We start from the raw sequence: 25,205 nt of genomic DNA, 5'->3' as shown, positions 1-25,205 counted from the left end.
ATTTGAAATGAACAAAGAAGTTTAAGCGATTAATTGATTTATGACTCACGAGTTTAAAAAAATTATTCAAGCTATAAAATTGGCGAATAAAGCGAATCAGAAAACTGTTTTAGCTACTGTAGTTGCTGTAGATGGATCTTCATATAGAGGTGCTGGAGTAAGAATGCTAGTATTGGAGTCCGGTAATATAGTTGGCGCAATTAGCGGTGGCTGTGTAGAGAAAGAAGTTGTACTACAAGCGGAATCAGTTTTGCGATCTGGTACTTCTAAAATCATGACATATGATGGTAGATTTAGGTTGGGTTGCGAAGGCACGTTATATGTTCTTTTAGAACTTGTGGATTTGAATATGAATCAATTGAACGAAATTGGCGATTTGCTTGATAATAGGATACCCTTTGATATATCTTCTAAATATTATTTAGAAGAGGGAGAAAAGCTTATGGGAAGCAATTTGATATTCAATGGAAAGACAATTAATTTATCGGAAAGTGCTAGTCTTAAACTATCAAACGCTATAAATTTTTCAGAAACTTTATATCCTTGTTTTAGACTGTTTATAGTGGGAACTGAACATGACGCCGCTAGTTTGAGTAAAGCTTCTAGTCAACTAGGGTGGGAGGTTACAGTAATTGCGGCTCCTGACTCACAGAAGTCTTTATCACAATTTCCTGGAGCAAAGTATCTAGAGAAATTAGGAAGTGAGGCATTTTCTAAATTGGTTTTTGATTCCCAAACTGCGGTTGTTTTAATGAGTCATAATTTTGCAAAAGATGTTTTGTATCTAAAAGCATTAAAAGATAAAGAACCTATGTATATCGGGTTATTAGGTCCTGCAAAGAGAAGAAACCAAATGCTAGATGCCTTTATAGAATATCACGTTGAGGTATCAGATGAATTTTTAGATACTATCTACGGACCTGCTGGTTTAGATATAGGGGCCGAAACACCAGAAGAAATTGCTGTTTCAATAATTTCTGAAATTGTGGCTGTTTCACGGAATATAAAGGCACTCCATTTACAAGATAAGAAAGGAGCAATTCACGATAGAGGAGACAGAACGTTGAAATCTATAAATGAAAAGTAAAATTGCTGTTTTAATTTTAGCTGCTGGCGCATCCACAAGAATGGGTTCACCAAAGCAATTACTTCCTTGGGGTAACACTACACTTTTGGGCAATGCAATAAGGCAATTTAAAAATTTACATGTTCATTGTTTCGTGGTGTTAGGAGCAAATAATAAAGAGATTTCAAATAGTCTATCAGGTTTAGATGTTTCTGTAATTATCAATAAAAATTGGGAAGACGGTATTGGGAGATCTATAAGTTATGGATTAAAAGAAATTTTATCAAAAGATAGCTTTAGTCATATACTTATTGCTTTGGGAGATCAACCATTAATTGGGTCCCAGCAAATACAAGTTTTGATAGATCAGTCTGAATTGTATGCTAATAAAATTATTGCTAATCAATATTCATCTGGATTTGGTGTACCTGCGATTTTTCCAAATCAATATTTTGAAGAATTAATCAAATTAACTGGGGATACAGGTGCTAAAAAGTTGTTGATGCACTTTCAAAATAATGTGGTAGGAGTTGATTCTGATATTGAATTGATTGATGTTGACACATTAGAGGAATACAATTCATTAATAAAAAAGTATTTTTCCAAATAGTGTTTTACCAATTTAATTAAGCAATTAATAAAGAATTAATTGGTTGAACTTGTCTGCTAATTGCTTTTGCGTTTATTTTACAACCTGATTACAACGATTAAATAAGTGCGCATCAACTAAACTTTTATATGTCAAAAATATTTCCATTAAAAGGAGTTATTCAAAACTATGCTTGGGGCGGAACAAAGTACATTCCTGCATTGTTAAAAAAAGAAGTCACAGATGAAAAATGTGCCGAGTATTGGTTGGGCGCGCATGATAAGGCCCCATCTCAATTAAAAACTTTAAAAGGAGACGAGGCATTAAATGACTATTTGAATAAAGATTTAATAGCAAGTTTGGGTGAAAATATCACAAATAAATTTGGGAGACTTCCATTTTTGTTTAAAGTCCTAGATGTACATGATATGTTATCAATTCAGGTACATCCTACCAAAGTTGAGGCAGAAAAAGGGTTCAAGCATGAGAATGAATTAGGAATCCCTTTGACCGCATCAAATAGAAATTACAAAGATGACAATCACAAACCTGAAATTATGGTAGCGCTGAGTGAGTTTTGGTTGTTACATGGATTTCAACCAAAAGTTAAATTGAAAAACATGTTGACTTCAGTTCCTGAGTTTGCTCATTTGATTTCAGTTTTTGAAGAGGGCGGATATTTTGGGTTGTATAAAGAAGTGATGCAAGAGTCACAGGAAAAGACGAATAGTGTTTTGCAACCTTTAGTTAATAGAATTTTGCCATTATATAAAGAAGATATTTTGTCAAAAGAGAGTCCAGATTATTGGGCTGCAAAGGCTTTTCAGCAGTTCTGTAAAGATGGGGTTTTAGATAAAGGGATTTACTCTATTTATTTTTTCAATATTGTGAAAGTCGAAAAAGGAGAAGCAGTTTTTCAAGATGCTGGAATTCCTCATGCGTATTTGGAGGGGCAGAATATGGAGTTAATGGCCAATTCAGATAATGTTTTAAGAGGAGGGCTTACACCGAAGTATATAGATGTTCCTGAATTGTTAAAACATGTGACCTTTGAACCTACGGAACCGAATATATTAAATGGAATACTCCAAGAAAATGGATTAGAGCGCATATACAAATCTACAGCTCCTGATTTTGAATTGAGCCAAATACAAATTTTAAATAATGATATGTATGCTCATAATGCAACCACAGCAGAAATTTTAATAGTGATAGAGGGTCATGTCACTGTAAAAGAAGAAACATCCGAAATACTTCTAGAAAAAGGGGGCGCTATTTTTATTAAGTACAATAGTTTCTATGAAATAACTAGTTCAAATAATGCTATTATTTATAAAGCAACTGCACCTTAGAATCTTTAAAAACTGAGTAAAAACAAAAAACCTCCAAAATCTTAACGATTAAGGAGGCTTTGTACTGAAGGCGGGACTTGAACCCGCACGCCCAAAATGAGCACAGGATTTTAAGTCCGGCGTGTCTACCAATTCCACCACTTCAGCATTGGACTTATATCTAATCTCTTAGGTATAGAGCGAAAGACGGGATTTGAACCCGCGACCCTCACCTTGGCAAGGTGATGCTCTACCCCTGAGCTACTTTCGCAGTTATTTTAATGAACTCCATTTGTTACTCAAACGGGTGGCAAATTTAAAACATTTTATACAATTGCAAAGTATTTTCTAAAAAAATATTCAACTTTTTATAAGAGCGATTTTTAGTGTCTTGTTTTTGGTTCTTTTTCAAGGGTTTATAAAGGCTTAAGTATTTAAAAAATGTGATGGTTATTAACAACAAATCAAATATCTTTGCAGCGATTTAAAAACAAGATTTAAAATTGAGCGTAAATAGTATAACAGAACAAGCTAAAACTACCTCTTTTATAGGTGATTTTAAGCAGCTTACAAAGGTTGGACTTTCAGTAAGTGTGGTGTTCTCTTCAATAGCAGGATATTTATTAGCTGCTGATACTATTGATTATTCAATTTTAGGGTTGTTAACCATAGGGGGTTACTTTATGGTTGGTGCGTCTAACGCGTTTAATCAAGTAATAGAAAAAGATACTGATGCCCTAATGAAACGAACTATGAACAGGCCATTACCAACAGGTAGAATGTCTGTTAATTTTGCGTTGACCATTGCATTTACTTTTACAATTCTAGGAATTGCAATATTGTATTATATCAATCCCAAGTGTGCATTGTTTGGTGCAGTTTCAATCTTTTTATACACTTGCGCCTATACGCCTCTTAAGCCTTTGACACCATTATCAGTTTTTGTTGGTGCCATACCTGGTGCCATTCCATTTATGTTGGGTTGGGTTGCAGCTACAAATGATTTTTCTATAGAACCGGGCACCTTGTTTTTAATTCAATTCTTTTGGCAGTTCCCTCATTTTTGGGCCATTGGTTGGTTGGGGTACGATGAGTACAAAAAAGCAGGTTTTAATATGCTGCCTATGGGAAAGAAAGATAAAGGAGCAGTTAAACAAATACTTTTATATACTGTTGTAATGATTCTTGTGTCAATAATTCCAGTTTTAAAATTGACTGGTGATTTTTGGATATACCCTATTACCGCTGTCGTTATTGCATTACTTGGTAGTGTTATGCTTTACTATGGTATAAAATTGTATTCAGATTCGTCTAATAAGGTAGCAAGACAATTAATGCTGTCCAGTGTATTATATATTACCCTGGTACAAATTATTTACGTAGTCGATAAATTTTTACATTAAAATGGAACAGACATTAGATCAAGAATTAATAACAGCTAAACGTAAATCTGCAAAACCGATGTTGTGGATATCTATGGTGAGTATGACCATGATGTTTATTGGTTTGACTAGTGCGTATTTAGTAAGTAGTAAAAGAGAAGATTGGGTCTCTTTTGATATGCCATCTTCTTTATACCTCAGCACGCTTTGTATTGTGTTAAGTAGTATGACTTATTTATTGGCTAAAAGAGCTATTTTAAAAGATAATAGAAATGCAACAAGTGCATTACTTTTGGCAACTTTAGTTTTAGGAGTTGCTTTTGTATATTTTCAATTCCAAGGTTTCTTTCAATTAAGAGAAGCAGGCTTATATTTAGCTGGATCCGGTAGTCAAGTTTCGGCTTCCCTCTTAATGGTTATCTCATTTGCACATTTATTGCACGTATTTGCTGGGTTTATAGTACTATTTGTAGTTATTTATAATCATTATAAAAAACGCTACAATGCCACGGAAACACTTGGTTTAGAGCTAGGTGGCATCTTCTGGCATTTTGTAGATGTATTATGGGTGCTACTCTTTTTATTTTTCTATTTTATAAAGTGATAGAAAACACGTAAATTTGGCCATTCAAAAAACTAAATAAATTTTATACTTTCTATGGGAGCAACTGCTGTAAGTTCTGATCACCATTCTTGGGATGACGACAAGACCGAAAAAAAACCTTTCGCGGTGAGCTATGGTAAAATGATGATGTGGTTCTTCATCTTGTCAGATGCATTGACTTTCTCTGGATTTATTGTAGCATACGGCGCAATGCGTTTCAAGTTTTTAGATACTTGGCCAATTGCCGATGAGGTGTTTACACACGTTCCATTTTTCCACGGAGAATACCCAATGTACTATGTAGCATTTATGACATTTGTACTTATTTTCTCTTCTGTAACTATGGTATTGGCTGTAGATGCAGGTCATAAAATGCAAAAGAACAAAGTAATTTGGTATATGTTTGCAACCATTATTGGTGGTTTAATCTTCGTTGGGTCTCAGGCTTGGGAGTGGAAAACATTTATTAAAGGTTCTTATGGAGCTGTACAAATGCACGATGGTAAAATCTTGCAATTTGTAAATGCCGAAACGGGCAAGCAAATTGCAATTGGTAGTGAAGACTTCCCCATTGAAAGACACCATTCTGACAGAACACAGCACCAACGTGATAACGGACTATGGTTTACAAGTGAAGGTTCGTTACCAGCATATACTGTTGCAGAAGTGCAAGAGGCATTTGCAAATAACTCTAATGTAACTATTAGAACTGAGCAAATGGATTTCTCAACTAAAAAGAAACAAATTCTATCTCGTGCAGAAGCTACAAGTTATTTAGCAGAAGGTAAGCAGGTAGTGGTTGGAGCAAATTTAAAAGCGAATGAATATGGGAATACATTGTTTGCAGATTTTTTCTTCTTCATTACAGGTTTCCACGGTTTCCACGTATTATCAGGAATTGTAATTAACATCATTATATTCTTTAACGTTATCATCGGTACATACGAGAGACGTAAGAGTTATGAAATGGTAGAAAAAGTTGGATTGTATTGGCACTTTGTAGATTTAGTGTGGGTATTTGTATTTACATTCTTCTACTTAGTTTAATAAAATAATAGCATTTAAAGATGGCACACGATAACGCAGAACATCACGATCACGTAGCATTAATTTGGAAAGTATTTGGTTTCTTATCTTTAGTTACCATTGTTGAGGTATGGTTAGGTATTGTAAAACCTGCTTCCTTACACTTAACTTCTTTCTTAGGAACAAGTCCGTTAAACTGGATATTCATCATTCTAACATTGGTAAAGGCATATGGAATTACATGGTACTTTATGCACATGAAAGATGAGAAAAAATGGTTACGTCGTTCAGTAGTTTGGACAGGTATTTTCTTAATCTGTTACTTAACTACTTTGTGTTTGATTGAGGGGAGTTACTTAAACGAAGTAATGACTCCTTATTTAAAATGGGACTATTAGTCTTTTAGACAAATAATATATAAGGTGGATTTATCCACCTTTTTTTTGATACACACTATATGGAAAGGAAGAAGATTTTAGTTTTGGTTGCACTATTTATTGTGCCATTGGTATTTTATATTTTCTTATCTCAGGGTATATATCATTATGCAAACTTACCTATTCTCACAAAAAAAGTAGTGAATATAAAAGGCAATACAACTTTTGAAGATCACTATTCTGTTGTTTGTTTTTTAGGGAAAGATATAGAAAACACCAAAGGAAAATTGTTCAACCTTAATGAAGTAATTTACAAGAATTACCATAAGAGTATGTTTTTTCAAACGGTGGTTATAGTGCCAGAAGAAGCTGCTTCTCAAATACCGGATTTAGAAAAAAGATTAGGCATGTATTCCGATGCTAGTAAATGGAAGTTTGTTGTCACATCTAAAGAAGATATTGTAACTGTATTTAATAGTTTCGATTCGCCGTATACGCTTGATGCTTCGTATGCATCAGACTATGCATTTATAGTAGATCGAGAACTTCGACTAAGAGGAAGAAAAGACGATGAAGATACAGCGGATGGTAAGCTTTATGGTTACGACCTGAATTCTGTGGCAATTCTTAAAAATAAAATGCGTGATGATATTGAAATAATCTACTATCAACTTAAGAAATCATTAGAGAAAGAAAAGAGAAGACAAAGAGAGATTTAAGATGAAGAATAAATCATATATAGGTATTGCATTTATAGTATTGATCTTTGGTATTTATACGGTGCCAAAAGTAATAGATAGATTTACTACAGATGATTTGGATGCTGTGGATAAGTCATCAATAAAAGATAAAGGATTAAGAAAACACGATATTAAGGAAAGTAAATCGAGAAAAGGTACTCCTTTATTCGCGTATACTCAAGTGCCTCCTTTTGAATTTATAAATCAACACGGTAAGACCATAACAAATGAGTCATATAATGGTAAGGTGTATGTAGTAGAATTTTTCTTTACTACTTGCCCTACAATTTGTCCAATAATGAATCGCAAAATGGTAAAGATTCAAAATGCTTTTGAAGGCAATGATGGAGTAGGTTTTGCCTCGATAAGTATCAATCCTAAATATGATACTCCAGAAGTATTAACAGAATATGCAGAAAAGTACGGAATTACCAGTCCGAATTGGCATATGTTAACTGGTAAAACTCAAAATACGGTATATACATTGGCGAATGATGGATTTAAGTTATATGCTGGTGAAGCAGGAGAAGAGGTTGGTGGATTTGAGCATTCAGGTCTCTTCGCCTTAATTGATCAAAACGGAACTATCAGATCACGAGTTGATGAGAATGGCAATCCTATATTATATTATCGTGCCTTAGATGAACACAATATGGGAGATCAGATTAATGAATTAATAGAAGATATAAATGTGTTATTAGATGAGTAAATTTGCATTAGAGAAAAAGTACAACCGCCTAATTTGGGTGTTATCAATAGTTATTCCTGTAGCAGTAGCTGCCTTATTTAGAATTAAGATAGAGGTTGAGTTGCCTGTGTTTTTACCACCAATTTATGCTACAATTAATGCAGTTACGGCCGTATTGTTAGTTTGGGCAGTTGTGGCAATAAAAAAAGGAAATAGAATTTTACATGAACGTATAATTAAATTGGCCATTACTTGTTCCGTATTTTTTTTAGTAATGTATGTGTTGCATCATATGACTTCTGACTCTACTTCTTATGAAGGTGATTATAGAACTCTTTATTTAGTTATTTTAATCAGCCATATTTTTCTGTCTGTAGGTGTTATTCCATTTGTTTTGGTTACCTATGTTAGAGGTTTATTAGGAAAATTTGAAGCTCATAAAAAAATTGCGAAGTTTACCTTCCCACTTTGGTTGTATGTAGCAGTAACAGGGGTTATTGTATATGTAATGATTTCGCCATATTACTAATAATGAAGAAGATTTCAGCGCTTGTAATAGTAGTTTTTTGTGGTGCTTTAAACAGTGCTGCTCAATGTGCTATGTGTAAGGCTGTAGTAGAGACTGGAGATGCAGAAGTGGCCGAAGGATTGAACAATGGCATTATGTATTTAATGGCATTTCCTTATATCTTAATTGGTGTACTTTTGTACTTTATATACCGCTACAAATTTAAATCCAAAAATTAACATTTTAATAAGAAGCGAATTTTGTAACATATTGTAGTTTTGTTCGTCATATCTGTACATTATTTTAAAAAATGTCGGACTAAGCAAACTTTTTAGCTCTATGAAAACAAAACTATTTGGAGTAGCAGCATTTATGTTCCTCTCCATTTTATCAACCAATGCGCAATCAAATAATTGGACACTTGTTGATTGTGTGAACCATGCATTAGAAAACAATATTCAAGTAAAACAATCAGAGTTAGATACGCTTATAGCTATTGAAGATATTCGCTCAAGAAAAATGAATTATTTTAATGGAGTGAATGCATCTGCATCTCAAAACTATAACTTTGGTACCTATATCGGTCAGTTTGGTACGCAGATTTCTAGTGATACAAGAGGTAATTCATTTGGATTAAATACTGGTTTTACACTATTTAATGGATTCCAGAATTTAAATCTAAAGAAACAAGCTGATTTAGGTCTTGAATCTAGTCGTTTACAATTAGAAATTTTACAGGATAATATTTCAATTCAGGTAGCAAATAGCTATTTGAATGTTTTATTCAATAAAGAAACGATGCGAATTGCCGAAGAGCAAATTGCCATAACTAAAGCTCAAGTTGAACAAACGGAAGAATTAGTAAATTCTGGGGTTCAGGCTAGAGCAACTTTATATGATATTCAAGCGCAATTGGCAAGTGATCAAGAATCATATGTAAATGCACAGAATAATTTAGAATTATCGTTATTGAGTTTAGCGCAATTGTTACAACTATCTCCTGTAGGATTTGATATTGCAGATGTGACTGTTGAGGTTCCAACCAAAGAATTAAAGTATAAAAACTCAGACGAGATTTTTGAGTATGCTGTTATTGATAGACCAGAAATAAGAAATGCTGAGTTAGATATTGAGAATTCAGAATTAGGTATCGATATCGCAAAAGGTAATTATTATCCTACATTAAGTTTTGGTGCAGGTTTGGGGACTTCTTATCAGCATCGTCAGGGGCAGAGTGATGAAATCATAATAGATGACCCTTTAAACCCTGGAAATCCAATTTTAATTGATAATAGTTTTTGGACTCAATTAGATAATAACTTAGGTTATAATTTAGGCTTTTCTTTAAACATCCCTATTTTTAATGGTTTTAGAACCAAAGCAAATGTAAATAGGGCTATTGTTAATCAAAAGAAAGCAGAATATAGATTAGAGCAGCAAAAACTAGATTTAAGAACGAATGTAGAGCAAGCATTTACTGATGCGAAAGCTGCTTTAAATCAATTTCAAGCCTCAGAAGCATCTGTTACAGCTCAAGAAGAAGCATTCAATAATGCACAACAGAGTTATGATTTAGGAGCAATGACTTTGTTTGAATATGAGCAGGTGAGAAACAGATATGTCAATGCACAATCAAATTTATTAAGAGCAAAATATAACTTTGTTTTTAGAACAAAACTTTTAGAATTTTATTACGGTATTCCAATTGTATCTGCATCACAAGGAATCACGTTTAATTAATCTCATATAGAAAAGGAAAGTTTGAGGCGTTCAGCACAATTGCGTGCTGAGCGCTTCTTTTTTTATAGCTATATTTGTGCCTTCAAAATCTTTAGAGTTGGGACTAATTTTAAATATAGAAACTGCTACAAAAAATTGCTCTGTTTCTCTTGCAGACAAAGGAAAACTATTAGCCTTAAAAGAACTAAACGATGGGAATTATTCGCATGCAGAGAAATTGCATGTGTTTATAAAAGATGTTTTAGAACAAGCTAATACGTCTTTCTCCAATCTTGATGCCATCGCCGTTAGTAAAGGTCCAGGTTCTTACACTGGGTTGAGAATCGGTGTTTCTGCGGCAAAGGGATTGTGTTTTGCTTTAGATATCCCGTTAATTGCTGCGCAAACTCTTGAAACCCTTGCAAAACAATTACAACCAAAAACAGATTATATTGTTCCAATGCTAGATGCTCGAAGATTAGAGGTGTATAGTGCAGTGTACAATTCTAAATTTGAATTGATTAGAGCGATTGAGGCGCAAGTATTAGGTGCTACTTCTTTTGATGAGTATTTAAATAAAGGTTCTATTAGTTTTATTGGTGATGGCGTTTCTAAAACCAAGGATATAATAAGAAATGAGAACGCCAATTATATTGAAGGTTGCTTACCATCAGCAAAAGAAATGGCACAACATTCATACGATAAATATTGTGCCAAGCAATTTGAAAATTCCGCCTATTTTGAACCTTTTTATTTAAAAGACTTTGTTGTAACTACCAAAAAAAAGTAGTTTACTTTAATACGGATTTTAACTCACTAATTAATTCTTCTTCACTGATTCTTTTTTTGAAATCAGGATTGACGTAGTCGTATAAAATCCTACCATTGGTGTCTAGAATGTAGGCTGCCGGCACAGGTATTATATGACTGTTTTTATTGTCAGAATGTTTTAAAAGCATTTTATTGTAGCGCTCAGGAGCTTCTATTGCAATCCCAAATGCTTGTATCGCTTCTGTAGAGCTATCAGATAGCAGAGTATAATTTAATTCTTTCTTGTCTATTGACTTTTTAAGCATTTCAGGAGAATCAGCACTCACTCCAATAATTTGAAAACCTAAATTTTTAATTTGTTCTTCTGCTTCCGCTAGGGCCGCCAAATGCGCCGTACAAAACGGGCACCAACCGCCGCGATAAAACACAAGAACAGTGCGTTGATTGATGATTATTTTACTTAGTTCTACTTCATCACCGTTAATAGTTCTTAGAGAGACATTGGGAATGAATTCACCAGATTTTAAAGGTTTAATATCGTTTGCTGAAGTTGCAACTTGACTAAAACTTTGTTGACCAACAAGGAATAAGAATAGCAAAACAAATGTAAATTTTTTCATTAATCGTATTTTGTAATTAACTGAAGTGATAGTCTGTATTCTATATAAAACTTACAAAATGTGCTGTAGTTTCTTGAAGTTAGAATAAGAAAAGACTTAGTAAAGCAGCTAAAGCAGGGACACCTTGTATGTAGAATAAACGAATTTTTCTGGTAGAATATGACCCATATAAACCTGCAATTATAACACAACTTAAAAAGAAAATGGCAATAGAAGTATCTTTTAATAAGATTCCCCAAATCAATCCAGCGGCTAAAAAGCCATTATACAACCCTTGATTGGCTGCAAGCACTTTACTTTTTTCGGCAAAATCCTTTTTTAGTCCAAAAGTTTTTAATCCTTTAGGTTTGGTCCATAAAAACATTTCGAGTACTAAAAAGTAAAGGTGTAAAAAAGCAACAAGAGCAATTAGAAAAATAGATGCAATATGCATATTTAAAAAGTTCGTTTAACTTGTTGAAGTGCTTTATTGACCTCTTTTTCTGGCAATCTACAAGCACCATCTACACAAATATAAACAAACGTATCTGCTTCATTATAACGTCCCTGCATTAATGGTATAGAGCTTTCTCCTACAGAGCCCGCAATTAATTTATTGGGAATATACGATTTGTTTACTTCCTTAAGTTTAGTTTGGGCATCTTTACCTGCAATGGCAATTTCGTAATAATGACTCGAATAATCAGCCATTAATTGCAGCCAATTTGAGTGACTTGTAGGAAACTTTAGAATATCATTTTGCACATTAATTAGCATTTGTTTGCTAGTTTTTAAATAGTGTTTACTATTAAAATAATGACTCAATTTTGCCAAATTTCTAGCCATGATAGAATTAGAAGCTGGAATTACGTTATCTGTTACTTCCATTTTTCTTGCGATTAGACTATCATCTTCATCAGAAGTAAAAAAGAACATACCGCTTTGGTCATCAAAAAAGTGATCAAAACTATAATCTGCCAATTGTTTCGCTGTTTTTAACCATTGCTCATCTAGGGTAACTTCGTACATACTAATAAATGCATCTATTACTGCGGCATAATCTTCTAAATATCCATTGATGGAACTTTTGCCATCTTTATAACTGTGATTCAATCCTCCATCTTCTCTTAGCTGATTTGCCACTAAAAATCGCGCATTAGTTAAAGCAGTTTCTAAATAGGCTTCATTTTCAAATACGCGATATGCATCAATATATCCTTTAAGCATAAGTCCATTCCAAGAGGTTAAGGTTTTATTGTCCAATCTTGGTCGATCTCTTTCTTCTCGAGCTTGAAATAAAACTTTTTTCCAAGTTGCAACCTTTGCTTTTACTTCATCTACAGTTAAATTGTGCTTTGATGCAAATTCTTCATCTGATTTAGTTCTTATCAGCACATAGTTATGGTGCTCCCAGTGACCGTATTCGTTAATATTATAATAATCGGACAACAAGTTATACTCTGTCGGAAGTAATGTTTGCAATTTACTTTCTGTCCATATATAAAATGCACCTTCTTCTAACTCTCCTTCAGGCGTTGTGCTATCTGCATCTAAAGATGAATAAAAAGCGCCTTCATTATTGGTAAGTTCTCTTTCAACAAAGGCCAAAGTTTCTTCTACAATTTCTTTATATAAAGGATCTTTAGTAACTAAATAAGCATCAGAATACAAGCTTACCAATTGCGCGTTATCATATAACATTTTTTCAAAATGCGGAACATGCCATTTTGCATCTACAGAGTAACGTGAAAATCCTCCACCAACTTGATCGTAAATTCCACCATATGCCATTTTTGTTAAGGTAAAGTTGGCAAAATTTAGAGCATCTTCATTTGCTCCCTGCACACCATAACGCAATAAGAAATGTGCGTTAGTTGGCATAGGAAATTTTGGTGCCCCTTGAGTTCCGCCCATATAAGTATCCATATACTGTTCCCATTTTACTACAGCATTATGTATGCTATCTGTTTCAAATATGGCCTCATTGGTATTAAGTGTTATCAACTCTGATTTTTGAACACCTTCGGTTAATTTTTCTGCATATTCAATGGCTTTATCCGGATCGTTTTTGTATAAATCTGATAACTGTGATAAGGCGCTTACCCATTTATCTGTTGGAAAATAAGTACCTCCCCAAATAGGGCGGCCATCAGGTAATGTTATACAGTTTAAAGGCCATCCTCCAGAACCCGTCATTAATTGAACAGCATTCATATACACTTGATCTATATCTGGTCTTTCTTCTCTATCAACTTTAATATTGATAAAATTTTCATTCATAATTTTTGCCACAGAGTCGTTTTCAAAACTTTCTTCTTCCATAACATGGCACCAATGGCATGCCGCATAACCAACTGAAATAATGATGAGTTTATTTTCTTTTTTGGCAAGTTCTAATGTTTCTTTATTCCAAGGTTTCCAATCAACAGGATTATGTGCATGCTGTAATAAATACGGACTGGTTTCGTTAATTAAATCATTAGTGTATTTGTGATTGCCCATATCTTGATTGGTTTTAGAACAGCTTGATAAAACTAGTAAAGAAGTAAGAAGTATACCGAGTAATCGAGGCATAAAATTAGGTTTTGTCAAATATAATGAAACTTACATGTACCTATCTATTTTTTAGATGGATTAACATAAAATAACTATGAATATCATTAGAATTTTGAAGCCATCATTTTTTGTCTATTTTTAGGGACTAACCAACGATTTATGAAGCGGATTTTTTTAATTTTTATGCTGGTTTCATCGACTTTGTTCGCCCAAGATTTTGAGCTTGAAGAGCAAGGTGTACATTTTATACAAAACACAAAATTTAGGGTACACGACAATTGGTCTTTAGACAACATGTTTCAATTTAGACGGGTTGATTTTATTGAAAACACGCAATTGTTTTTTGTAAGGCCTAGTGCAAATTATTTATTCGGAAATGGTTTTACATTAGGTGCAGGCTATTGGTTTTTAAAATTTCATAATGCGGGAGAAAATGGTCCTTTAATTACACAAAATGAACATCGTATCTACGAACATTTGACATATAAACATAATACTACCAAGTTAAATTTTGCGCATCGAATTATTTTTGAGCAGCGCCACAAACAAAAAATAGAATTAAGTACAGACCCTCCAATTACCTTTGGGCGATCATACAGACAACGGTTGCGTTACCGTATTTTGTTCAGTTTTAACCTCTTTAGTTTCTCCAATGAAAAACCTGTAAAATTTAGAATATTTGAAGAAGTAAGATTTCGATTTAAAGGTGGATTTAGTGAAGCAGAATTTGATCAGAATAATTTATACGGTCAGTTAGGATATAGCTTCTTTAAAAATTCTATGCTTTGGAGTGGTTGGGGAGTTGATTATTTTAAACTTTCGGATCATAGCTCTTTAAAAAACAATGTGCTATGGTTTCGATTGGATTATAAAGTAGATCTACGAAAGAAAAAGGCATAAATAAGCACCTCAATTGAGGTGCTGTAAATTTTTAAAAGAGGCATTATTTAACTTAATGCTTCTTTAATATTAGCTATTGCAGTTCTAATATTTTCTTCAGAGGCTGCATAAGAAATTCTAATACAATCAGGAGCGCCAAAAGCCTCGCCTGTTACAGTTGCAACATTGGCTTCTTCTAATAAGTACAAAGCAAAATCTGTAGCATTCGCAATAGTTTTACCTTTTAAAGTCTTGCCGAAGAATGAAGAAACATCAGGAAAAATATAAAATGCGCCATCTGGTACGTTTAATTTAATACCATCTATCTCTCCTAATAATTCCAAAATCATATCTCTACGTTTATGGAATTCTTTCACCATATATTGTATTTCAGAAACTGGTGCTAAAAGCGCAGTAATTGCTGCACGTTGTGCAATACAATTTGTACCGGATGTGATTTGACCTTGCATTTTAGTACAAGCCTTGGCAATCCATTCAGGAGCGCCAATATATCCAATTCTCCAACCAGTCATGGCAAAAGCTTTTGCTAAACCATTAACGGTAATTGTACGGTCGTACATAGATTCGATTTTAGCAAAGCTAAAGTTTTGTGCACCGTAATTAATGTGTTCATAAATCTCATCAGACAACACAAAAATATTTGGGTATTTTTCTAAAACAGCAGCCAAAGCACGGTATTCAGCTTCTGTGTAGATAGTACCACTTGGATTGTTTGGTGAGTTAAAGAAAATCATTTTCGTTTTGGGCGTGATAGCTGCGTCTAATTGCTCCGGAGTAATTTTAAAGTCAGTATCTATACTCGAGGGAATCTCAACAAAAGAAGCACCACACAAAGTTGCTATTGCAGAATAACTCACCCAATACGGAGCGGGTAATAATACTTCATCTCCAGGATTTAATAATACTTGAGCAACATTGGCAATAGATTGTTTTGCACCTGTAGATACAACAATTTGATTTGGGTTGTATTGTAAGCCGTTGTCACGTTCAAATTTAGTACAAATAGCCTCTTTTAATTCTCCATAACCATCTACTGGTGTATATGAGTTATAATTCTCTTGAATTGCTTTAATAGCGGCGTCTTTGATAAATTCTGGTGTATTAAAGTCTGGTTCTCCTAAACTAAGACCTATAATATCTTTTCCTTGTTGTTTTAATTCTCTGGCTTTAGCAGCCATTGCTAAAGTAGCCGATACTGGTAAACTTTGGATTCTGTCTGATAAGTGTGTTGACATGGTTTATTAATTATGCTAGTTGCGGTTTTCTGCCTAATATATCTAATTGCCTGTAGTGTTCTGCAATCGCTTTCCAAGTAGTTTTGTACTCATTATATGGTAAGCTAAATTCTTGCGCAGTCTCTTTTACGATTTTAGCCAGTTTTTTATAATGTATATGACTAATATGCGCGAATAGATGATGTTCGACTTGATGATTTAATCCACCTGTAAAAAATTCAGCTAACCAGCTTTTAGGAGCAAAGTTACATGTTGTATACAATTGGTGAATTGCCCATGTATTTTTCATATTACCATTTTTATCTGGTAATGGCATTTCTGTATTTGGCATTACATGAGCTAATTGAAAAATTACACTTAATATAATTCCTGCTGTATAGTGCATAATAAAGAAACCAATTAGTACTTGGTACCAAGCGAAGCCAACTGAAAGAGGTAATACAATCCAAAGTGAGTAATAAATTATTTTACCGATAACAAGCTTTGTCCATTGCGTTGCTGGATTAGGGAACTTACCATACGATAATTTTCTTTTAAGATACTGATACGTTTGTTTGAAATCAGTGGTGATTGCCCAGTTTAGGGTTAATAATCCGTATAAAAAGAACGAATAATATTTTTGATATTTATGAATTCTCAACCATTTTGCATGCTTTGAAAATCGAATGATTCTACCAGCTTCAATATCTTCATCGTGTCCTTGAATGTTGGTATATGTATGATGTAAAACGTTGTGTTGTACTTTCCAGTTATAGTCATTCCCAGCTAAAATGTAGATACTAGATCCCATTAACTTGTTGACCCATTTTTTACTTGAAAATGATTCGTGATTGGCATCGTGCATTACATTCATACCAACTCCTGCCATACCAACACCAGTAATAACCATTCCTAAAATTTGAGCCCAAGCTGGTAAATCAATGGTAAGGATTAATACTGGTGGCACTAATAATAAAGAAAACATTACGATCGCTTTTAAATAAAGCTTCCAATTTCCTGTGCGTTTAATGTTGTTATCTTTAAAATAATCATTAACACGTTTATTAAGGGTTCTGAAAAATTTGGCTTTGTCTACTCTCGAAAATTTTACTGTCGTCATCTAATCACTATTTATTCGTTACAAAACTACATTAAAAACTGCTAGAACCTACTTGAATCGTTCATTTTTTACAGTTAATTATATCTTAATTTGATTTGTTGTTAAATTATTAACGAAAGCTATTTAAAAGTATTTTAAATAACAGGTTTTTCAATGAATTTGGATATTCATCGTATTTGTTTTTGGTCGTTTTAAGCCCTTTTGATGCCGAAAAAGTCAATTATTATTAAATACTAGGAGAATATAGAATAATTTAATTCCCCCTCTAGAACTATGTTAAAAGTCTTAAATTTGCAACGAATTATGGAGCAAATAACGAGGTACTTTAATGATTTAACTGATACTCAGAAGGAACAATTTGAGCAGTTACAATCTTTGTATGAGCATTGGAATGCTCAAATAAATGTGATATCAAGAAAAGATATTGATGAACTTTATTTAAGACATGTATTACATTCTTTGGGGATTTCGAAAGTGCAACCATTTTTATCAGGGTCGCATGTTTTAGATATAGGTACCGGAGGAGGTTTTCCTGGGATTCCATTGGCGATTATGTTTCCTGAAACGAAGTTTTATTTAGTAGATTCTATCGGAAAAAAAATTAAAGTAGTTAATGAAGTGGCTACTGCTTTAAATTTGCAAAATGTTGAAGCTACGCACATGCGAGCTGAAAAAGTAAAAGGGCAATTTGATTTTATTGTAAGTAGAGCTGTTACTCGTATGGATGATTTTTACAAATGGACCAGAGGTAAAATTAAAAAGCAATCAAACCACGAGCTTAAAAACGGAATTCTATACTTAAAGGGAGGAGATTTAACAGAAGAATTACAAAAATTCCCCAAAGCAACTTTATATGATTTACAAAATTACTTTGAGGATGAATTTTTTGAAACTAAGAAAGTGGTACATATACCACTTAAGTTTAAGCCTTAATTAATAGCTAATAATTCTATATCAAAAATTAATACAGAACCTCCAGGAATACCATTGTAGTCGTAAATACCATACCCTAGATGCGATGGGATTATTAAGGTGCCTTTTCCATTTTCTTTAAAATACTGAATACCCTCTTGCCAACCTGCAATTACTTGGCTTAGGTTAAATGTTACACCTTCATCTCCACTTTGATCAAATATTTCACCATCTGTAAAATACGCAGTGTATTTTACGGTAACATTAGATGTAGATGTAGGATTTTCTCCTTGACCTTCCTCATCAATTATATAATACAAGCCAGTATCAGATCTAATAGCATCAGTAATTTGTTCACTTTCTAAATATGCTATTATTTCTTCTTCATTCTCAACTTCATAATCTACAAGCTCTACTTCAAAAACAACTACAGCACCGGGTGGAACACTACCACTACCTCGACTACCATAAGCTAGATGTGCAGGAATAAATAATAGACCGCTACCACCTTCGTTAAAATATTGAATGCCTTCTGCAAATCCAGAAATAACATTAACTAGATTAAATGAAATAATTTCATCATAAGAATCGTCAATTTCTGTACCATCTAAAAGGTATGCTTTGTATCTAACAGATACATCAGAATTATAAGTTGGTTGGTCTCCTGTACCTTGCTCTGTTATTATATAGTGTAAACCAGAGTTGGTTCTTGTGGCTGTTAAATTGTGCTGTTCTAAATACTCTTGTATTTGTTGTTCATTTTCTGCAGAATAATCTATTACTTCTGTAGTATCATCAGAATTACATGAAACAAAAAGAAAGAGCGATAAGGCGAATAAAAAATATTTCATTTTAGGGTTGAATTAATTAAAGGCAGCAAATATAGAATTTATTTCGATTGAATTTGTTTCCAATTTGTTAATTGAATCCCGTTTTTATCGATACTATTCTTACAACTTTCACTAGAAAAGAAGTCGCTGTCTATTTGACGCCACTCTGCACCAAAGTTTGGATGATCAACACAAATGCCTTGCATTTCATCACCATCAAAAGCTGGGTGAATGAGAACAATAGAAGTACCAGGTTTTAAATATTGAATAGATTTATCATAAAAATTGGCTAATCCACCTTTTTCAAAATCGTTCCAATCTCCCATGATAAAATGATCTATGCAAAAATCGGTTTCTAAAATATATTCACTCATATTTGGAGTGAAATGATTTATTAGTGCTTTGTTTAAGAAAATAGGGAGGTTGTATTTTTTACCTAAATCTCTGTAGACTTGCAATAACTCAGGACTTAACCCTAGTGTAAACATATGCGAATCTATATGAGTAAGTTGCACTCCGAGGTTTAATAAATAATCTATTTGAGCTTCACATTCTAATCGCACCTCATCAATTTTACAACGCTCTAAAAACAGATGTCTTTTTTTATGGAAAAATCCGTTTTCATCAACCAAACTGGGCACTACAGATTTACTTAGTATCGGACCAAACTTATAAGTATTCCACTCGCAAGTTAAGGTAAGATGCACACCACAATCGTATTGTGTATTTGCAATTGCAAATTGAGCCATTTCATAAGACCAGGCACAAGGGGCCATAATACTGTAAGAAGTAATGCATCCGTTTTTTAATCCGTTAATGGTGGCAAGATTTTCAGCATGAGATAATCCCGCGTCATCAGCATGAATAATGAGTTGCTTTTTCATGTATTAAAAATAAAAAAAGCCGCTCAATTGAGCGGCTTTCAAATTTATTTATCAATTTATCCTAAAAACGGATATCTGTAATCTGTTGGAGGTACTAAAGCCTCTTTCATAGTTCTAGGTGATACCCAACGTAACAAATTCCAGATAGAACCTGCTTTATCGTTAGTACCTGAACCACGACCACCACCAAATGGTTGTTGTCCAACAACTGCTCCAGTTGGTTTATCATTAATGTAGAAATTACCAGCTGCATTTTCTAATGCTTTAGTTGCAGTTTCAATAGCATATCTATCTTGACTGAATATTGCACCAGTTAATGCATATTCTGAGGTGCTATCTACCAATGCTAACGTATCTTCCCATGCGGCATCTTCATAAACATAAATAGTTAATACAGGACCAAATAACTCTGTACACATGGTTGTGTACTTCGGATCGTCTGCAACTATAACAGTTGGTTCAATAAAGTATCCTTTAGATTTATCATAGTTACCACCCACAATAATCTCAGCATTACTATCTGATTTTGCACCATCGATAAACGATGCTAATTTATCAAAAGAACCTTCGTGAATAACTGCGTTTATAAAGTTAGAAGGATCTTCTGGACTTCCCATTTTAAACGATTTTACGTCTGCAACAAGATGTTCTTTTACTTCGGCCCAAATACTTTGAGGTATATAAGCTCTTGAAGCTGCACTACATTTTTGACCTTGGTATTCAAAGGCACCTCTTGAAAGTGCTGTTGCCACTTGAACAGGGTGCGCGCTTGGGTGTGCCCAAACAAAATCTTTACCACCAGTTTCTCCAACAATTCTTGGGTACGAACGGTAGTTGTTGATATTATTTCCTATTTGTTTCCATAAATGACGGAATACATTTGTAGAGCCTGTAAAATGTAATCCAGAAAAGTCTTTATGACCTAAAACAGTATCACTAATCATAACTGGATCTCCGTATACCACATTTACAACACCATCAGGTAAACCAGCCTCTTTAAATAAATCTACAATTACCTTTGCAGAGTATATTTGACTGTCAGAAGGTTTCCATACAACTACATTCCCTAACATTGCTGGAGCCGCAAATAAATTGGCAGCAATGGCTGTAAAGTTAAATGGAGTTACTGCGTAAATAAAACCTTCTAAAGGGCGGTATGACATTTGATTCCAAATTCCTTTAGTTGAAATAGGTTGAGATTGGTAAATCTCTGTCATAAACTCTACGTTAAAGTTCAAGAAATCAATTAACTCACAAGCGGCATCAATTTCTGCTTGGAATACATTTTTACCTTGTGCCAACATGGTTGCAGCATTCATTTTTGCTCTATAAGGCCCTGAAAGTAATTCTGCGGCTTTTAAGAAAATAGCAGCGCGTTGTTCCCAAGGCATCCCTGTCCAGGCAGATCTTGCTTCTAATGCTTTTTCAATAGCTTGCTCCACGTGTTGCTTTTCAGCTTTGTGATACGTACCAATGATGTGTTGATGATCATGCGGAGGCGCCATAGTTGCAGTGTCCCCAGTTCTAATTTCTTCAGACCCAATGTACATTGGAACATCTACTGTTTCATTGTACATTTTTTTATAAGTTGCTAAAAGTAAGTCTCTCTCAGGTGTTCCTGGTGCATACGAATTAACCGGTTCGTTTACTGCTTTTGGAACTTGGAAAAATGCATTCGCCATGTCGTAAATATTTTAGTATTTTTGGACTGCAAATTTATGAAATTCTTAGTCAGATTCTCATTAACTATGGTACTTATTTATCAATTTTGCATTCATAGTTAACTAAAACGACCTCAAACTATTATTTTACTAAAATGTGTACTGTTTCTTTTCTCCCTTTATCGAACAATAATTTCATTCTAACATCAAATAGAGATGTGCCATTTTCTCGCAAAAGAGCTGACGCACCTCAAATGTATATAGAAGACGAAGTTGAATTGATATACCCTAAAGATGGTGACGCTGGAGGAACATGGATAGGAAGTAGTTCTAAAGACGTACTTATTTGTTTAATGAATGGCGGTTTTAGAAACCATATGCCAGCAAGTTCTTACAGAAAAAGTAGAGGACTGGTGGTAAAAGATTTGCTGAAATCTGATGAAATTGCTCATACTTTAACTTCGTATAATTTGGATGGGATTGAACCCTTTACATTGGTGGTTGTAGATTATAGTGACGAGCTGACTTTGTACGAATTTGTTTGGACAGGAAGTAAGCGACACCTATTTAATATTCCATTAATTCCACATATATGGTCGTCATCAACACTATATGATGATGCCACAAAAAAGTTGAGAGAATCGTGGTTTCAAGAATGGTTGAGTAAGCAAACCAATTTTAATAGATCATCTATTAAAGAGTTTCACAAAACTGCAGGTAACGGTGATTCAACAACTGATGTTTTAATGAAACGAAATGGGGGAGGTACAGTGAGTATTACATCTGTGCAAATGCAAGATACTACTATTGATTTTGAATACGAAGCTATTGTTTAGCTATTCCAACACAAAAGCAAACACCGACATAATAAATAATGCAATTCCCGCAAGATTGGCATACACAAAGTTGAGTAAGAAGAATTTTATAATTGTTTTAATTCTTCCTTGTTTGTAAAACTTTCTGAGAGCTTTATACAAATACAAAAGAAAAAGTAATAATAAAATCCACAACGACTTTGTATTAACTACAAAATCTGTTAGAATATATAAGGTCATTAATAGAAAGAAAACGGTTTGCGTATGAAACACAAAAACCAAATGTTCCATATAATTCATGCGCTTTCTATAATACAACATCATAAATGACAGAGTAAATAATGGCAAGAAAATAAACAAGCCAATGGACAGGTATGAAACCAATTTTTTAACAAAAGATTTTCCACGATCTTCTTCCATTTGTTTTAGATTTTGTCTAATTTTTACCAATTGCTCAAAATAGAAGGTATTCCAGAATGTCAATGGGTAATTAATTTCTGCGAGCGCTACAGAGGCATTTGTTTGATCAGGATTGAGATAAACATATGCATTAAAATCATTCATTCTATCAGAGAAGGATAGTTTTTTGATAGAATCATTCAAGCTTTTGTATTGATAAGATGAATCCACGAATCTATCTGTAAAACTCAATCCATTGTCAAGGTTGGTTTTTACTTTTTGATTGACTGAATCAATTTCTTTAGTATTTAATTCTGGGATTTCTTTTTTAAGTTCTGTAGTTGCAGAATCGTTTACAGCGGCTGTTTCAGGGGTGTTTGGCGGAGGTGTAAAACTCGCTTCATCTTTATTTGTTAAACCGAGGATTATAAAAAATATAATAGAAACATGTAAATACATTTGAAACGGATTTACATAACGTTTTCTTTTACCTTCAATATAATCTGAAGTTACTTTTCCTGGTGTAAGTAGTAAAGGAATAAAAGTTGTCCAGAATCTAGAATCGTAATTAAAAAATCCAGAGATTACTTGTCCAAGAAAACTACCAAAAGATAATTTTTCTACGTTTTTTTGTCCGCAATAAGAGCAGAAGTTATCATCAATATCTAAGGGTTTACCGCAATTTAAACAATTGGGTAAAATATAGTTTGAAGGTACTTTCTTTTTAAATAGGCGAATCTTTTTCACGCTACTTTGGCTTGGTTGAAGTCACTAAAATAAACAATACTGATACAAATAGAAAATTAGTTTAAGGCACCCGATACCATTAACTGAAACGTTGGTATATGTACTTTAAAGGTTTTAGTAGTAGTAAAGTTGACCATTTCGTAAAAACCGTTCATGGCACCAATATGCGATGTTAATAAACAATTAGAGCTATATTGATGCTTACCACCAGGTTTTAAAATTGGTTTTTGACCAACCACACCGTTTCCGTCTACAACCTCTGTATTGTTTAAAGAATCAAAAATATTCCAATGACGTCTTAATAATTGTACAGAATCGTTACTTTGATTTTCAATGGTAATCTTATAAGAAAAGGCATAGTGCAAACGCTCATGGTAATATGTAGTTCCCATGAATTTAGTCTCAACCGAAATTTTAATACCGTTTGTAACTTGTGAAACCATTGCTATAACTAGGGTTAAACCTCGACAAAGATAAAGATTTTTTTAAACTTGTGATTGGCAGGTAGTTAATTGAGGATATCTCTAGAATTTGCATTTCCAATTCCAATTACTCTATCAAATCTACCTCCAATTTGTCTATAATACACTAAAACACTATAATCGTTCTCAGTTTGATAAAAAGAACCATCAACTAAATGATTATTTATTAGTTGATTATCATCAAGAGTAACAAATTGATAATTGTTAAACCCTTGTTTCATTAATATTTTTGCCTCAAATAAATTAGTGTCTGGATTATACACCATTCTATTTTCTTCGTCATTTCGCCAATTGTTATAAGCTCCATTTACATAAATCTCTTGATCTTTAATTTCAGGAGTGGCTTGTAACGAGATAAATACCCAAGTATAATCTGCATCAATCCAAGGTTCACCACCTCCATCAATATTTCTGATTACGAATTGTCCATTGATATCTTGTTCAAAACTGTAGGTGTCAAAATTTCTAGGAATGTTGGTGTATAATATTGAGTGATATAAATGCGGGCCAGATTCAACCGAGGCTACATACAAATTACTAAATCGAGCTGCTTTTGTATCAAAAAACCAAAATTCATTTCCAGCCCAAAAACTTGATTCGTCTACATATTTGTAAAGCAATTGATTGCCCCTCATAAATTGAGGTTTTAAGTTATTTATTGCAGTTTCCCAGTTGTTGTTTTGCATTAAAACTGTTCTAATTTCTAAATTGGGGTTATTAACTCTAAAATTAGGGTGATGAATGCTGAATTGTATATTTTGATGCGTATCTAATGTTGCAATATTTTTACTTCTATGAACAGAAACTCCAACGTTTACCATGGATTCGTAAAGTACAAATCTACGGGTAAAGACGGTATTTTCATTTTCATCAAAAATGGACAACAAATAGTTTCCACTTAATAATAATTGTGTGCTCTCGTTGGGAAAACTAACAGAATAGTGCGTATAAAACTGCAAGGTATTAAACGAAGTTTCTTCGTTTCTAATACGATCATTATCATAGCCTTTTATATATTCTCTTGTAGATAATCCTGAGGGTTGCCAGTTGAAATCAAAGTGCTCTATTTTGTAATAGTAGTATTTCTGATCTGCCTCTAAATCGTCAAAAGAAAGTAGAAATCGCTCGCGAAGCTTAAATATATTGCTATAGTTTTCTCCATCTGCAGATCGTAATGCAATTGTTTTAATGTAGTTTGGTTCAACCACATCGTAATTTATTTGAGTATAACCAACCCAAACAAATAGACAAAAGAACATTGCATAAAACTTCTTCATACCTTGTT

General features: G+C 33.5%; 27 protein-coding genes and 2 tRNA genes. 16 read left to right on the top strand and 13 right to left on the bottom strand.

Annotated elements, in window-relative coordinates; genetic code table 11:
- Positions 1 to 40 precede the first annotated feature (40 nt).
- From ACYQ5R_RS04155 to manA, 3 genes are all read left to right on the top strand, one after another.
- A complete protein-coding gene (locus tag ACYQ5R_RS04155; RefSeq protein ID WP_460189649.1) occupies positions 41 to 1,087 on the top strand; it encodes an XdhC family protein in 1,047 nt (348 codons plus the stop codon).
- Positions 1,077 to 1,676: a nucleotidyltransferase family protein gene (locus tag ACYQ5R_RS04150; RefSeq protein WP_460189648.1), complete on the top strand. Its 600-nt coding sequence runs from the start codon at positions 1,077 to 1,079 to the stop codon at positions 1,674 to 1,676. Before ACYQ5R_RS04155 ends, ACYQ5R_RS04150 begins: the two co-directional genes overlap by 11 nt.
- A 128-nt stretch (positions 1,677 to 1,804) precedes the next feature.
- Positions 1,805 to 3,007 carry a mannose-6-phosphate isomerase, class I gene (gene manA, locus ACYQ5R_RS04145; RefSeq protein ID WP_460189647.1) on the top strand — a complete coding sequence of 401 codons (1,203 nt, stop codon included), beginning with the start codon at positions 1,805 to 1,807 and terminating at the stop codon, positions 3,005 to 3,007.
- A gap of 62 nt (positions 3,008 to 3,069) precedes the next feature.
- On the opposite strand, the gene ACYQ5R_RS04140 is transcribed toward manA, so the two are convergent.
- Positions 3,070 to 3,154, bottom strand: a tRNA-Leu gene (locus ACYQ5R_RS04140).
- A 31-nt stretch (positions 3,155 to 3,185) separates the two neighbouring features.
- A tRNA-Gly gene (locus tag ACYQ5R_RS04135) sits at positions 3,186 to 3,257 on the bottom strand.
- Positions 3,258 to 3,489: 232 nt separating this feature from the next.
- Here ACYQ5R_RS04135 and cyoE point away from each other — a divergent pair.
- The 10 genes from cyoE (at position 3,490) to tsaB (ending at position 10,820) form a co-directional block, all read left to right on the top strand.
- Entirely contained in the window at positions 3,490 to 4,389 is a 900-nt protein-coding gene (cyoE, locus tag ACYQ5R_RS04130; protein WP_460189646.1) for a heme o synthase, read from the top strand.
- A gap of 1 nt (position 4,390) precedes the next feature.
- Entirely contained in the window at positions 4,391 to 4,972 is a 582-nt protein-coding gene (locus ACYQ5R_RS04125) for a cytochrome c oxidase subunit 3 (protein ID WP_460189645.1), read from the top strand.
- A gap of 54 nt (positions 4,973 to 5,026) precedes the next feature.
- A complete protein-coding gene (locus tag ACYQ5R_RS04120; RefSeq protein WP_460189644.1) occupies positions 5,027 to 6,019 on the top strand; it encodes a cytochrome c oxidase subunit 3 in 993 nt (330 codons plus the stop codon).
- A gap of 20 nt (positions 6,020 to 6,039) precedes the next feature.
- Positions 6,040 to 6,396, top strand: a complete 357-nt coding sequence (locus ACYQ5R_RS04115) for a cytochrome C oxidase subunit IV family protein (protein WP_460189643.1) — start codon at positions 6,040 to 6,042, stop codon at positions 6,394 to 6,396.
- A gap of 59 nt (positions 6,397 to 6,455) precedes the next feature.
- Positions 6,456 to 7,094, top strand: coding sequence for a hypothetical protein (locus tag ACYQ5R_RS04110; protein WP_460189642.1), 639 nt, complete (start codon positions 6,456 to 6,458; stop codon positions 7,092 to 7,094).
- Position 7,095: 1 nt separating this feature from the next.
- Positions 7,096 to 7,824, top strand: a complete 729-nt coding sequence (locus ACYQ5R_RS04105; RefSeq protein WP_460189641.1) for an SCO family protein — start codon at positions 7,096 to 7,098, stop codon at positions 7,822 to 7,824.
- Positions 7,817 to 8,332 carry a DUF420 domain-containing protein gene (locus ACYQ5R_RS04100; RefSeq protein WP_460189640.1) on the top strand — a complete coding sequence of 172 codons (516 nt, stop codon included), beginning with the start codon at positions 7,817 to 7,819 and terminating at the stop codon, positions 8,330 to 8,332. The genes ACYQ5R_RS04105 and ACYQ5R_RS04100 overlap by 8 nt, the downstream gene beginning before the upstream one ends.
- Before the next feature lie 2 nt (positions 8,333 to 8,334).
- Entirely contained in the window at positions 8,335 to 8,550 is a 216-nt protein-coding gene (locus tag ACYQ5R_RS04095) for a hypothetical protein (protein WP_460189639.1), read from the top strand.
- A 100-nt stretch (positions 8,551 to 8,650) separates the two neighbouring features.
- The gene (locus ACYQ5R_RS04090) at positions 8,651 to 10,051 is read left to right on the top strand and encodes a TolC family protein (RefSeq protein WP_460189638.1); all 1,401 of its coding nucleotides are present in this window, start codon (positions 8,651 to 8,653) and stop codon (positions 10,049 to 10,051) included.
- Between the two features lie 97 nt (positions 10,052 to 10,148).
- Positions 10,149 to 10,820 (top strand): tRNA (adenosine(37)-N6)-threonylcarbamoyltransferase complex dimerization subunit type 1 TsaB, encoded by a 672-nt coding sequence (gene tsaB, locus ACYQ5R_RS04085; protein ID WP_460189637.1) that lies wholly within the window; start codon positions 10,149 to 10,151, stop codon positions 10,818 to 10,820.
- 1 nt (position 10,821) lies between these two features.
- Here the strand turns inward: tsaB and ACYQ5R_RS04080 are convergent, their stop codons facing one another.
- From ACYQ5R_RS04080 to ACYQ5R_RS04070, 3 genes are all read right to left on the bottom strand, one after another.
- Positions 10,822 to 11,421, bottom strand: a complete 600-nt coding sequence (locus ACYQ5R_RS04080) for a peroxiredoxin-like family protein (protein ID WP_460189636.1) — start codon at positions 11,419 to 11,421, stop codon at positions 10,822 to 10,824.
- A gap of 79 nt (positions 11,422 to 11,500) precedes the next feature.
- Complete coding sequence (locus ACYQ5R_RS04075; protein ID WP_460189635.1) at positions 11,501 to 11,854, bottom strand: DUF1304 domain-containing protein; 354 nt, start codon at positions 11,852 to 11,854, stop codon at positions 11,501 to 11,503.
- Positions 11,855 to 11,856: 2 nt separating this feature from the next.
- The gene (locus tag ACYQ5R_RS04070) at positions 11,857 to 13,974 is read right to left on the bottom strand and encodes a thioredoxin domain-containing protein (protein ID WP_460189634.1); all 2,118 of its coding nucleotides are present in this window, start codon (positions 13,972 to 13,974) and stop codon (positions 11,857 to 11,859) included.
- Between the two features lie 165 nt (positions 13,975 to 14,139).
- Between ACYQ5R_RS04070 and ACYQ5R_RS04065 the strand changes: the two genes are divergently transcribed.
- Positions 14,140 to 14,856 (top strand): DUF2490 domain-containing protein, encoded by a 717-nt coding sequence (locus tag ACYQ5R_RS04065; RefSeq protein WP_460189633.1) that lies wholly within the window; start codon positions 14,140 to 14,142, stop codon positions 14,854 to 14,856.
- Between the two features lie 47 nt (positions 14,857 to 14,903).
- Here the strand turns inward: ACYQ5R_RS04065 and ACYQ5R_RS04060 are convergent, their stop codons facing one another.
- Together ACYQ5R_RS04060 and ACYQ5R_RS04055 are read right to left on the bottom strand one after the other, a co-directional pair.
- Positions 14,904 to 16,091 (bottom strand): pyridoxal phosphate-dependent aminotransferase, encoded by a 1,188-nt coding sequence (locus tag ACYQ5R_RS04060; RefSeq protein WP_460189632.1) that lies wholly within the window; start codon positions 16,089 to 16,091, stop codon positions 14,904 to 14,906.
- A 10-nt stretch (positions 16,092 to 16,101) separates the two neighbouring features.
- The gene (locus ACYQ5R_RS04055; RefSeq protein WP_460189631.1) at positions 16,102 to 17,190 is read right to left on the bottom strand and encodes a fatty acid desaturase family protein; all 1,089 of its coding nucleotides are present in this window, start codon (positions 17,188 to 17,190) and stop codon (positions 16,102 to 16,104) included.
- Between the two features lie 303 nt (positions 17,191 to 17,493).
- On the opposite strand from ACYQ5R_RS04055, the gene rsmG reads away from it, so the two are divergent.
- Positions 17,494 to 18,123, top strand: coding sequence for a 16S rRNA (guanine(527)-N(7))-methyltransferase RsmG (gene rsmG, locus ACYQ5R_RS04050; protein WP_460189630.1), 630 nt, complete (start codon positions 17,494 to 17,496; stop codon positions 18,121 to 18,123).
- Here the strand turns inward: rsmG and ACYQ5R_RS04045 are convergent.
- From ACYQ5R_RS04045 to pruA, 3 genes are read right to left on the bottom strand one after another with little or no spacing between them, the layout of a single operon-like run.
- Positions 18,120 to 18,953, bottom strand: coding sequence for an FKBP-type peptidyl-prolyl cis-trans isomerase (locus ACYQ5R_RS04045; protein ID WP_460189629.1), 834 nt, complete (start codon positions 18,951 to 18,953; stop codon positions 18,120 to 18,122). The genes rsmG and ACYQ5R_RS04045 overlap by 4 nt on opposite strands.
- A gap of 38 nt (positions 18,954 to 18,991) precedes the next feature.
- Positions 18,992 to 19,816, bottom strand: a complete 825-nt coding sequence (locus ACYQ5R_RS04040; RefSeq protein ID WP_460189628.1) for a polysaccharide deacetylase family protein — start codon at positions 19,814 to 19,816, stop codon at positions 18,992 to 18,994.
- A gap of 56 nt (positions 19,817 to 19,872) precedes the next feature.
- Positions 19,873 to 21,498 carry an L-glutamate gamma-semialdehyde dehydrogenase gene (gene pruA / locus ACYQ5R_RS04035; RefSeq protein ID WP_460189627.1) on the bottom strand — a complete coding sequence of 542 codons (1,626 nt, stop codon included), beginning with the start codon at positions 21,496 to 21,498 and terminating at the stop codon, positions 19,873 to 19,875.
- Positions 21,499 to 21,632: 134 nt separating this feature from the next.
- On the opposite strand from pruA, the gene ACYQ5R_RS04030 reads away from it, so the two are divergent.
- On the top strand, positions 21,633 to 22,313 hold the full coding sequence (locus ACYQ5R_RS04030) for an NRDE family protein (protein ID WP_460189626.1): 681 nt from the start codon (positions 21,633 to 21,635) through the stop codon (positions 22,311 to 22,313).
- On the opposite strand, the gene ACYQ5R_RS04025 is transcribed toward ACYQ5R_RS04030, so the two are convergent.
- The 3 genes from ACYQ5R_RS04025 to ACYQ5R_RS04015 all read right to left on the bottom strand — a co-directional run bounded on the left by ACYQ5R_RS04025 (position 22,314) and on the right by ACYQ5R_RS04015 (position 25,197).
- Positions 22,314 to 23,438 carry a DUF3667 domain-containing protein gene (locus tag ACYQ5R_RS04025; protein WP_460189625.1) on the bottom strand — a complete coding sequence of 375 codons (1,125 nt, stop codon included), beginning with the start codon at positions 23,436 to 23,438 and terminating at the stop codon, positions 22,314 to 22,316.
- Between the two features lie 56 nt (positions 23,439 to 23,494).
- A complete protein-coding gene (gene apaG, locus ACYQ5R_RS04020; protein ID WP_460189624.1) occupies positions 23,495 to 23,881 on the bottom strand; it encodes a Co2+/Mg2+ efflux protein ApaG in 387 nt (128 codons plus the stop codon).
- 65 nt (positions 23,882 to 23,946) lie between these two features.
- Positions 23,947 to 25,197 (bottom strand): type IX secretion system plug protein, encoded by a 1,251-nt coding sequence (locus ACYQ5R_RS04015; RefSeq protein ID WP_460189623.1) that lies wholly within the window; start codon positions 25,195 to 25,197, stop codon positions 23,947 to 23,949.
- Between the last annotated feature and the right edge of the window lie 8 nt (positions 25,198 to 25,205).

Source organism: Urechidicola sp. KH5, assembly GCF_054661455.1.
This window is presented reverse-complemented; position numbering and strand designations above follow the sequence as displayed.